The following is a 10289-nucleotide window of genomic DNA, read 5'->3' on the forward strand; positions in this document are numbered from 1 at the left end:
TCGCGGCCTTCGACGTCGCGACCGGCGAAGTCATCACCTCACTGCACCGCCGACACCGGGCGGCGGAGTTCAAGAAGTTCCTCATCAAGATCGAGAATGAGGTCCCTGAGCATCTGCAGGTCCACTTGATCTGCGACAACTACGGCACCCACAAGACCCCGGCCATCAAGGCATGGCTCGCCAAACACCCGCGGTTCCACCTGCACTTCACGCCCACGGGTTCCTCGTGGATCAACCAGGTGGAGCGATGGTTCGGCTTCCTCGCCGACCAGAAGATCCGCCGCGGCGCGCACAAGAGTGTGCGTTCCCTGGAGGCCGACATCCGCGCCTGGGTCAAGCAGTGGAACGAGAATCCAACCCCGTTCACCTGGACCAAGACAGCCGAAGAGATCCTCGACTCACTCGCCCGCTTCTGCCGACGAATCTCCGGCGCAGGACACTAGTAGTCCTCGGCCCTCAGGATCGCCGGCAGAAACCGGCGCTGCAATTCACCCGGTGGCAGCCGATCGGGTTCGATGAGGGACTGCATCAATGCGCCCTCGTGGAGGGCGATGAGCAACCGGGCGAGCGGGTCGAGGTCCAGGTTCCCGTGCCGGCCGACACGGGCGAAGAACCCCGTGAGGAGTTCGGTGAGCCGAGCCCGCAGTCGGCGATCGTGCTCGGCAAGCCGCTCGGCGGTCTGCGGGTTCCGGATCGCGTGGAGCGTGAACTCCGTGGAGGCGAGGAACCACAGGCGTTCCTCGTCGCCGCTCCCGTCGCCCGTCAGGCCGTCGAGTGCCTCCTCGACCGTTGACGCATCCGAGATCGCCGCGTCCAGTCGAGCCACCTCACGGTCGGCGTGCTCGTCGAACAGGGCGAAGAACAGGGCCTCCTTGTCCTCGAAGTTCGAGTAGAACGCCCCTCGCGACAACCCGGCCCGCGTGCAGATCTCTTCGATCGACGCGCCATGGAAGCCGCGCTCCGCGAACACCTCGAGCGCCGCTGCCTGCAGTCTCGACACGCTTCGCGCGCGAGTCTGTGCACCCTTCGCCATGGCATCCTCCCCAATCCATTGACGGTGCCTGCGGCGCGTGCCAGAGTACCGGCCAGCCATAAATGAACAGATATGTATTTTATGGAGGGCTCCATGGAGACACTCACAGCCGACACACAGGCGGCTCTTGGCACCGAAGACCAGATCGCAGCTCTGAACCTGCGTCCGGCCGGGCTGTCGGTCGAGGACGAGCGGCAGCTGCGCAAGCAGGAACTCGCCGCATCGTTCAGGCTGTTCGGCAAACTCGGCTTCGGCGAGGGAGTCGCCGGGCACATCACCGCACGCGACCCCGGCGACCCGGACTGCTTCTGGGTCAACCCGTTCAGCATGAGCTTCCGGCACATCAGGGCATCCGACCTGCTCCTGGTCGACAGCGCGGGCAATGTCGTGGAAGGTTCACGCCCGGTGAACCGCGCGGCGTTCTGCATCCACTCCGAGGTGCACCGCGCCCGCCCCGACGTCGTCGCCGCCGCCCACGCCCACTCGACGTACGGCAAAGCCTTCTCCAGCCTGGGAGTCCGCCTCGACCCGCTGACCCAGGACGCCTGCGCCTTCTACGAGGACCACGGCCTCTACGCGGACTACCAGGGCGTCGTCAACGACACCGAGGAGGGCCGACGGATCGGGCAGGCGCTCGGCCCGCACAAGGCCGTCATCCTCCAGAACCACGGAAACCTCACTGTGGGGCAGACCGTTCCGGAAGCGGCCTGGTGGTTCATCACCATGGAGCGTTCCTGCCAGGCGCAACTTCTCGCGATGGCCGCCGGCACCCCCAAGCACATCGACCACGACAGCGCGGTCGTGGTCCGGGAACAGACCGGCACCCCACTTTCGGGATGGTTCCAGCTGCGTCCCCTGTGGGACGAGATCGTCCGCGAAGAACCCGACCTCTTCGAGTAGCACATCAGCGAGCCCTCCGCCCCCGGCGAACCCGGCAACTGCCTTTCATTCTCAGTACCCCTTCCCCTCTGCGTCCGCTCTCAGCGCGGAGCAAGGCCGGTCCCAGGAGGCCAGGATGAGCACACGGCAGACGGACATGCGCGATCAGGCAGCCAGGAAAGTCATGGCCCACCTCATTCCCTTGCTGGTGGTCGTGTACTTCGCGGCCAGCATCGACAAGGCCAACATCGCCATGGCAAAGGACTCGCTGGGGGCGGACATCGGGTTGTCCGCTGCCGCCTACGGTCTCGGCGCCGGCATCTTCTTCATCAGCTACATGCTTCTGGAAATCCCCAGCAACCTCGTTCTGCACAAGGTCGGACCACGGTGGTGGATCGGACGTATCTCCGTCACCTGGGGCGTCATCACCGCTGCCGCCATGTTCGTCCACGACGAATGGACCTTCTATCTCGCCCGCGTCCTGCTCGGCGCGGCCGAAGCCGGGCTCTATCCGGGACTCATGTACCTCGTCAGCGTCTGGCTCCCACAGCCGAAGCGGGCCAAGGCCGTCGGCCTCCTTCTGGCCTCGGCGACGGCCGCCGGCCTCGTCGGCGCACCGATCGGCAGCGGCCTGCTCTACCTGGACGGAACGGTCGGGCTCCACGGGTGGCAGTGGATGTTCCTGATCGAGGGGGGCGCCAGTGTGCTCATCGGCATCGTGGTGTGGATGCGGCTTCCCTCGCGCCCCGAGGATGCGCGCTGGCTGCGGGCAGAAGAAGCGTCGGCGCTCGCCGAGGCCGCCGCCGAGCGCGGGCCGACGGAACCGGTCCCCGCCTCCACGATCACCACGTCGCTGACCAACCCGACAGTCCTGATCAGCGCCGCCCTCTACTTGCTACTCCAAGCCGCTCTCTCCGGTCCCGTCTTCTTCGGGCCTGCGATGGTCGAAGACATGGGGGTCAGCGGCACCGCAGCCATCGGCGGCGTGGTCGCCCTGATCACCCTCGGCCCCCTGCTCGGCGTTCTGCTGCTTCCCCGGATCTACCGTCGGACGGGCGCGGGCAGCGAGTGGACACTGATCGCGGGATCCATGAGCGCAGCACTCGCGGCGAGCCTCGCGCTGCCCAGCGCCCATGGAGTCATCGCGCAGGCACTGCTGCTCGGCATCGCGATGCTGCTCGTGATGGGGATCGCGACCGTCGTGTGGGCCTTCGCCATGACGGCGACGTCCGGCATCGGCGCCGCGGCCGCCCTGGCAGCCGTCAACTCCATCGGAGCGCTGGGTGCATTCGCCGGTCCGTTCGCCTTCGGCCACATCGAACAGTCGACGGGATCAGCCCTGAACGGCATGTATCTCGTGGCCGCTCTGGCAGCGGCCATCGGTGCACTCACTCCGCTCGTCCGCTCCCGGCACCGCTCGACGGCATCCGCCTCAGCCGGCACCACCAGGGTCAATCTGTCCGGTATCGCAGAGACCGACTGATGCCGGCCAATCTCCCACGCCACCTCAGGAGTCCGCCATGCCTCTTGATCCCTTGCTCGCATCACTCGTGAAGCAGTTGCCCGCCCCGGCCACGGAAATCGACGACCCGGAGCAGTTCCGTACGGCGAAACGCCAACTGTTCGACCGGCTGTCCGGGCAATACATGGAACGCGGCCCCGCCGTCGCAGAAGTGCGCCTCGTGCGACTGCCGGTCAAGGGCGGCGAGATCGCCCTGAGGATGTACCGGCCGGGCGGGCCGGGCCCCCATCCGATTCATCTCTACCTTCATGGCGGCGCCTGGATCTCGGGGTCGATCTTCGAGAACTCCACCGATGTCTGCTGCCGCGAGCGTGCCGCCGGTGCCGGCCAGGTCGTCGTGGCTGTCAACTACCGAAAGGCTCCCGAGAACCGGTTCCCCACCGGTCTCGAAGACTGCTACGCCGCCCTGCTCTGGGCTGCCGAGCATGCGGCGCAGATCGGTGGCCGGGCCGACAGCATCAGCATCGGAGGGGTCTCCGCAGGCGCGAATCTCGCGGCCGCGCTCTCGGCCAAGGTCCGCGGCGAGGGCGGTCCCCACATCCGCCTCCAGATCCTGGAGGTCCCCGTGACGGACCTGGTGCGGGAGTTTGAATCCCACCGACAGTTCGGGGAGGGCTTCGCACTGTCCGCGACCACGATGGCTCTGGCCAAGACCGCCTACGTCGCCTCACCCGAGCAGCGCTCCCATCCGCTCGCCTCCCCGCTTCGGGCCACCGACTTCTCCGGCCTTCCGCGGACGCACGTGATGACCGCTGAGTACGACATGCTCAGAGACGAAGGCGCGGCGTACGCCGAACGCCTGGACGAAGCAGGAGTCGAGGTGTCCCACACGCTCGGCCAAGGCCATGTGCACACATCGATGATGCTCACCGCCGCTCTCCCGTCCGCTCGTCAGTGGCGCGCCGAAGTTCTGGACGTCCTGCGGTCGTCCTTGACATAGGCGATCGCACAGTCGAAAGCAACGGCAGCGGAGCACGCCATGTTGCCTTGCCAGACCTCACCGCCTGGTGGTGATCGCCTCGCCGACGTCGATGACATGTGCCACGAAGTAGTCATGGGGCGTGAGCGGATTCGAGGAGGCGTTCGCGATCAGGCTCTCCCGGTCCGCCAGCGCGTGCGTGACAAAGCTGGCCAGAACATCCAGCGTTCGTGTCGCTGCTGAGGCGGGAGCCAGTCGAGCCTGGCCATCACGTGCCGCTGCACCTCGGTCCACAGGGCGGTGCGGCCCTGCCCGTACCTCAGTTCGGCGATGAGCGTCCCACTTCGGGAGGCACCACGGTCTGGAACTGTTCGATTGGGGCAGCAGTAATCCCGCTTCAACCTCCGCGGTCGCCGCGCCGGCCGTTGCCGCCCTCCGCGCCATCGAACACAGTTGTGGGAGTTACTGAGCTTGAAAGCGCGGTGTCGTTGCAAGGAGGCGGCCCGGTCGGTCCGGGGCCGCCTCCTTGCGTGTTGCGCTGCGGCCGGCTCTCGCAGTCCGCCGCCGATGTGCTGGACGAGGTCATCAGCCTGTTCGACCAGGCCGTCTCGGCGCGGGAGAGCCGGGCGCGCATCAAGATGCGGGACGAGCTGGCCGCCCGCGCCGCTGCCGGGGAGGGTCGGCAGGCGCTGTTGGACGAGATCCTGCCGGTCCTGGTCGACAGCGGGATCGAGGACGAGATGGTCGGCGGGCTGCTGCGCAACACCATCGGCATGGAGCGGCTGCGCGCCGCTGTTGCCCAGGCCACCGGCCGGCTGCCGCGCGACAACGGGCATCTGGCGATGCTCGGTGGACGGCGGCCGGCTCAGGTCGAGCGCAGGCAGAAGGGGTGTCCGGCCGGGCTGGCGTAGACGCGGCTGCCGGTGTGGGTTTCCGGGGTGGCCTCGGCGGTGGGCCGCAGTCGGGTGGCGCCGGCCTCGGTGGCCGTGCGGTCGGCGGTCGCGAGGTCGTCGACGCCGAAGTCGAGGTGCATCTGCTGGGAGGTGCCGTCCGGCCAGTTCGGGGCGGTGTGTCCGGGGGCCGACTGGACGACGATCGCCGGGAGGCCGGGGGCCTGGATGAAGTGGTGGGTCGGGGTTGGGGTGAGGGAGCCGCCGAGCAGCCGGTGCCAGAAGGAGCTCTCCGTATCGATGTCGGCTGCGTCGATGATCACGGAGGTCAGGGTGATGGGCATGGGGGTGTCCTGTTCGTGCTGTCGGTGGTTGCTCAGACGGTGGGGATGATGCCGCCGTCGACGCGGAACTGCGCTCCGGTGAGCCACTTCGCGCGGTCGGAGGCGAGGAAGGCGATCATCTCGGCGACGTCCTCCGGATCGCCGGGGCGACCCATGGGGACCTTCAGGTGGTCCACGATCTGCTGCGTGACCTCCTCGGTGGTGATGCCCTGCTTCTCGGCCATGTACTTCAGGTGGGCGGTGGCGCCGTCGGTGACGACGAAGCCGGGAAGGACGCACACCACTCGCACGCCGTGCTCGCCGACCTCGGTGGCCAGTTCGCGGCTGTAGGTGTTGAGCGCGGCCTTGGCGGCGGCGTAGGACGCCTCGGTGCGCTGGGGCAGTTGGCTGGCGATCGAGGAGACGTGCACGACGACGCCGGAGCCCCGCTCGACCATTCCCGGCACCAGGGCCCGGTCCAGGCGCACGGCGCTGAGGAGGTTCATCTCCAGGTCCGCCTGCCAGGATGCGTCCGACCGGCTCAGGGTCGGCGCCGGAGCGCTCGCCGCGCCCGCGTTGTTCACGAGCGCGGCCACGCCGCCCACCTGCTCGACGACCCGGCGGCCGAGTTCGGCCACGCCCTGCTGCGTAGAGAGGTCAGCTGCGATGAATCTGGCGCCGCTGTCCTCCTCGGGCCGACGGCGGGAGGCCGTGAGCACGCTCGCGCCTGCGGCAACGAAGCGGCGCACGGTCGCCGCGCCCAGGCCCCGGCTGCCGCCGGTGACCAGTACGCGAAGGCCGTCGAGGCTGTCGTGCGTGATGGGCATGGGAATCTCGCCTCCGTAAGATGAACCTGACTCCGGAAACGGTACACGTAAACGGAACCAGACTCACCTTATGGAGGTTCACTTGCCGGCATCACGCCCGCTGCGCGCCGACGCGCGGCGCAACCGCGAGGCACTGCTGTCCGCGGCCCGCCAGGCGTTCCTCGGCGGCGACACCGACGCACACGTGGAGGACATCGCCCGCCGTGCCGGCGTCGCCGTCGGAACGCTCTACCGCCACTTCGAAACCCGCGAAGCGCTGATCGAGGAGGTCTACCGCAAGGAAGTCGACGACCTGTGCTCCGCGCCCGGCGACCTGCTGGACCAGCACACTCCGCAGGAGGCCCTGCGGCGCTTCCTGCTGCTGCTCGTGGACCACGCGGCGGTGGGCAAGGGCATGTACACCGTCCTGGAAAGCATCATGGCGACGGACTCACCGGTCTTCGACGACGCACGCACCCGCATGGCCAACGCCCTCTCCCTGCTGCTCGACGCCGGCAGCGCGGCCGGCACCGTCCGCGACGACGTCACCGGCCCCACCCTGCTGCGCGCCCTGGGCGGCATCTGCAGCATGCGCGCCACGGAGGGCTGGCTGGTCGAGGCCCGGCAGATCACCGCCCTCCTCTACGACGGCCTGCGCCACGGCGCCTCACAGGCAACCTGAGCCGCGGCCGGGTGTCATGCGCCGCCGGTCAGATCCCGCCCGCTACTCCTGACCGCTCCCGCCGCCGTCCTCGTCCAACTCCGGCGCGTCCGGGTCGCGCAGCGGGCACAGGGCGCCGACGGCAGGGACGCACCGGAACTGGACGAAAACGACGAGAGCGAGGCGTGAGCACCCTCTCAACGGCTATTCGGCGCCCTCGGTCTCGGCCCGCAGCTGGACGGCGGGGACGCGGCCTCCGCCGCCGGCTGGGAGGCTGCTTGCGGTCGGCTCCCCTGCAGAACGACAGCGGTCTGGCCGCCACGTGGACCCGGCCCGACGCCCGCACCACAGCCGCCCGTTCCAGGCCCTGCACGCCGAACGCTTCGCGCAGGCCCTGGCCCGTACGCTCACGGACCCGGCACTGCGCGACCGCCCGCTGACCGGTGCCGTCGACCAATGGGCGGACAACACCGACTACTTGGCCGCCTGACGGTCAGCGCAGCAGCCGGTCGACCAGGCCCTCCACGTACTCCGCGGTGAGCGGGCCCGCGCCGAACAGGACGCGGATGTACATCGGGGCCATGACGTGGTCGACGACGGCCAGCGCGTCGGGGGGCCGCTCCCCGCGCTCGCGCGCCCGGTCGAGCATGGACTGCAATCGCCGGGCGCGTTCGGCGAGGAAGCCGTCGCGCAGGCGCAGGCCCTCGGGTCCGGAGCCGGACAGGACGACGGCCAAGCGGAGCACGGCCAGACCGTCGGGTCCGGTGATCTCGCGGGCCACGGCGGCCGCGTAGGTGCGCAGGTCACCGACCAGGTCCCCGGTGTCGGGCATCGGTGACCGTGCGTTGAGGCGGGTCAGCGTCACGTCGGTGAGCAGCGCTTCGAGGCTGCCCCAGCGCCGGTAGACGGTGGTGTCGGCGACGCCCGCGCGGGCCGCGACCTCACTGACGGTGAATCCGCCGTACCCGCGTTCGCCCACCAGGTCGGTGACGGCCTGGTGCACCGCCGCGCCGACCCGGGCGCTGCGTCCGCCGGGCCGCCGGGTGCGCTGTTGCTCATCCATGCCTCTTACCTTAAAGCAGCCCGTACTTGCGTTTGCATGCCCAACCGCTCTACGGTCTGGCTTAATGCAGCTACTGGCTGCTTTAGGTGAGAGGGAGGGGACGTCATGCTCGTGGTGACCTGCCTGGGGCAGTTCATGGTGCTACTCGACAACACGATCGTCGGCGCGGCACTGCCCGACATGCAGCACCGCCTGGACGCGGGACTGACCGGCCTGCAATGGATCGTCGACGCCTACGTCCTGCTGGTCGCCATGCTGCTGCTGTCCGGCGGAGTCTTCGCCGACCGCTTCGGCCGCAAGCGCGTGTACCTGAGCGGTGTCGCGGTGTTCACCGCCGCGTCCGTGCTGTGCAGCATCGCCCCCTCGGTCGGCTGGCTGGTGGCCGGGCGGGTGCTGCAGGGAGTCGGGGCCGCGGCCCTGAGCCCCGCCTCACTCGCACTCCTGGTGGCCGCGCATCCCGCCCCGCAGGAACGGGTCAGGGCGATCGGGCTGTGGGCAGGGCTCAGCGGCATCGGCCTGGCCGCCGGACCCGTGGCCGGAGGCGTCCTGGCGCAGGCGTTCGGCTGGCCCGCGATCTTCCTGGTCAACGTGCCCATCGGCGTGGTCCTGCTGGTGGCCGGCCGACGCGTCCTGGAGGAGTCCCGCAACCCGGACGCCCGCGCCCTCGACATCCCGGGCACGATCCTGTCCGTCCTCGGGGTCGGCACCCTGGCCTACGCCCTGATCGAAGGCGGCTCGCGCGGCTGGACCTCACCGGTGATCCTCGGTGGCTTCGCCGCGGCCGCCGTCCTCCTCGCCGCGTTCGTCGCCGTCGAGCGGCGTCACCCCGCACCGATGCTGCCGCCGGGCCTGTTCCGCCAGCGGCTGTTCACCGTCTCCAACTCCGCCATGATCGTGGTGGGGTTCGCGCTCATGGGCTCGTCGTTCTTCTTCTCGCAGTTCTTCGTGTACGTCCAGGGCAGCTCGATCCTGCGGGCCGGACTTCAGACCCTGCCCGCGACCCTCGCCATGGTCGTCGTCAGCCCCTTCGCGGGCCGCCTCGCCGCCAGGTACAGCTACCGGTCCATCGTCACCAGCGGCCTGGCGCTGGCGGGGCTCGGGCTCCTAGCGCTGGGCGGGGTGCACGCCGACACCGGTTACGCCAACGTGTGGTGGCGGCTCGCCACGGTCGGCGTCGGCTTCGCCCTGACCATGTCCCCGCTCACCGGCGCCGCCATCCAGGCGGTTGACCCACAGGAGGGCGGCCTCGCTTCGGGCATCAGCAGCACCACGCGGCAGATCGGCGCGGTGCTCGGTGTGGCGGTGCTCGGGGCCGTGGTCCGCGCCCGGCAGTCCGGCGGCGCCTCCTTCGAGGCCGGTCTCGACAGCGCCTTCGCCGTGGCCGGAGCCGTCACCCTGGCCACCGCGGTGTGCACCGGCCTATGGCTGGTGAAGTTCCGGCCGACGCCCGCGCCTGCGCCGCAGCGCCCCGACCTCAGCGCGCGGCGAACTCCGTGAACTGCCTCCAGGCGTCCACCGACAGCGCCAACTGCGCGCTCGCCGGGCGCTTCGAGTCGCGTGGCGAACCGGTGCGGAACTTCCAGGTAATCGCGTCGATCACCTGGCGATGATCCCGCCACCGGCCGCCACGCTTCGGCGTCCGGTCTGGCAGCAACGGCTCAATCCGCGCCCACTGCGCATCAGCCAACGACACATCAGACCAACGATCGGATGATCCGAAGGAAACGCCCCAATACTCCAGCAGCGTTTCGCTATCTGGCCTGGTCAGAGGCGTCATCGCGAATGTAGTTAGCTGATGGTGAGTCAGGGGTGGTCTTGGCGGACTGCCTCTCCAACGAGTGCATTCAGAACTGTCTGGGCTGCGATCCGGGCAGCCTGCCAGCGTGATCGACGACCTCACGGACGCGGCCTGGGACCGGGAACTCAACGACCTCCTTCTCCGCATGGGGCACCGCTTCGGCCGCGCCGACCTACGACGCCGGATGCGTGACCATGTCCGCGCCCTGCTCGGGCCGGTCGGCCGCAAGAACGGCCGGCAACTGGCCGAATACGCCGGCCACCACACCCCCGACGGCCTCCAGCGGCTGCTGAACGGGGCAACCTGGGATGCCGACGATGCCCGTGATGAGGTTCCCGACTTGTATTGGCCGTAGCGGAGCGCGGTCGGGTTGGCCGCTCGTAGCGTTTCCGTAG

At 69.2% G+C, this 10289-nt stretch carries 12 protein-coding genes and 2 pseudogenes; 9 read left to right on the forward strand and 5 right to left on the reverse strand.

The window, feature by feature from the left end:
* The coding region (locus CG723_RS45640; protein WP_107489235.1) for an IS630 family transposase at window positions 1–443 on the forward strand (443 nt) is incomplete at its 5' end.
* Here CG723_RS45640 and CG723_RS45645 read toward each other — a convergent pair.
* Complete coding sequence (locus tag CG723_RS45645) at window positions 440–1000, reverse strand: TetR/AcrR family transcriptional regulator (RefSeq protein WP_234374900.1); 561 nt, start codon at window positions 998–1000, stop codon at window positions 440–442. The genes CG723_RS45640 and CG723_RS45645 overlap by 4 nt on opposite strands.
* 126 nt (window positions 1001–1126) lie before the next feature.
* Between CG723_RS45645 and CG723_RS45650 the strand changes: the two genes are divergently transcribed.
* The 4 genes from CG723_RS45650 to CG723_RS45665 all read left to right on the forward strand — a co-directional run bounded on the left by CG723_RS45650 (window position 1127) and on the right by CG723_RS45665 (window position 5264).
* A complete protein-coding gene (locus CG723_RS45650) occupies window positions 1127–1933 on the forward strand; it encodes a class II aldolase/adducin family protein (protein WP_100599462.1) in 807 nt (268 codons plus the stop codon).
* 115 nt (window positions 1934–2048) lie between these two features.
* Window positions 2049–3395, forward strand: coding sequence for an MFS transporter (locus CG723_RS45655; protein WP_100599454.1), 1347 nt, complete (start codon window positions 2049–2051; stop codon window positions 3393–3395).
* Between the two features lie 37 nt (window positions 3396–3432).
* Window positions 3433–4374 (forward strand): alpha/beta hydrolase, encoded by a 942-nt coding sequence (locus CG723_RS45660; RefSeq protein WP_100599455.1) that lies wholly within the window; start codon window positions 3433–3435, stop codon window positions 4372–4374.
* Between the two features lie 509 nt (window positions 4375–4883).
* Entirely contained in the window at window positions 4884–5264 is a 381-nt protein-coding gene (locus CG723_RS45665; protein WP_100599456.1) for a hypothetical protein, read from the forward strand.
* Here the strand turns inward: CG723_RS45665 and CG723_RS45670 are convergent.
* Both CG723_RS45670 and CG723_RS45675 read right to left on the reverse strand, forming a co-directional pair.
* Window positions 5219–5587 carry a VOC family protein gene (locus CG723_RS45670; RefSeq protein ID WP_100599457.1) on the reverse strand — a complete coding sequence of 123 codons (369 nt, stop codon included), beginning with the start codon at window positions 5585–5587 and terminating at the stop codon, window positions 5219–5221. The two genes, CG723_RS45665 and CG723_RS45670, sit on opposite strands and share 46 nt — an antisense overlap.
* Before the next feature lie 32 nt (window positions 5588–5619).
* Window positions 5620–6393, reverse strand: coding sequence for an oxidoreductase (locus tag CG723_RS45675; RefSeq protein WP_100599458.1), 774 nt, complete (start codon window positions 6391–6393; stop codon window positions 5620–5622).
* Between the two features lie 82 nt (window positions 6394–6475).
* Between CG723_RS45675 and CG723_RS45680 the strand changes: the two genes are divergently transcribed.
* Both CG723_RS45680 and CG723_RS47250 read left to right on the forward strand, forming a co-directional pair.
* Window positions 6476–7054: a TetR/AcrR family transcriptional regulator gene (locus tag CG723_RS45680; RefSeq protein WP_100599463.1), complete on the forward strand. Its 579-nt coding sequence runs from the start codon at window positions 6476–6478 to the stop codon at window positions 7052–7054.
* A gap of 301 nt (window positions 7055–7355) precedes the next feature.
* Entirely contained in the window at window positions 7356–7523 is a 168-nt protein-coding gene (locus CG723_RS47250; protein ID WP_442802651.1) for a hypothetical protein, read from the forward strand.
* 3 nt (window positions 7524–7526) lie between these two features.
* On the opposite strand, the gene CG723_RS45685 is transcribed toward CG723_RS47250, so the two are convergent.
* Complete coding sequence (locus CG723_RS45685; RefSeq protein ID WP_100599459.1) at window positions 7527–8096, reverse strand: TetR/AcrR family transcriptional regulator; 570 nt, start codon at window positions 8094–8096, stop codon at window positions 7527–7529.
* Window positions 8097–8201: 105 nt separating this feature from the next.
* On the opposite strand from CG723_RS45685, the gene CG723_RS45690 reads away from it, so the two are divergent.
* Window positions 8202–9593 (forward strand): MFS transporter, encoded by a 1392-nt coding sequence (locus CG723_RS45690; protein WP_100599460.1) that lies wholly within the window; start codon window positions 8202–8204, stop codon window positions 9591–9593.
* Window positions 9594–9654: 61 nt separating this feature from the next.
* Here the strand turns inward: CG723_RS45690 and CG723_RS48595 are convergent.
* Window positions 9655–9789: pseudogene (locus tag CG723_RS48595) on the reverse strand (transposase); the annotation flags it as partial.
* 250 nt (window positions 9790–10039) lie between these two features.
* Here CG723_RS48595 and CG723_RS45700 point away from each other — a divergent pair.
* Window positions 10040–10228 (forward strand): annotated as a pseudogene (locus CG723_RS45700) (transposase); the annotation flags it as partial.
* Between the last annotated feature and the right edge of the window lie 61 nt (window positions 10229–10289).

It is taken from the genome of Streptomyces sp. CB01635, from assembly GCF_002803065.1.
Lineage (GTDB): Bacteria > Actinomycetota > Actinomycetes > Streptomycetales > Streptomycetaceae > Streptomyces.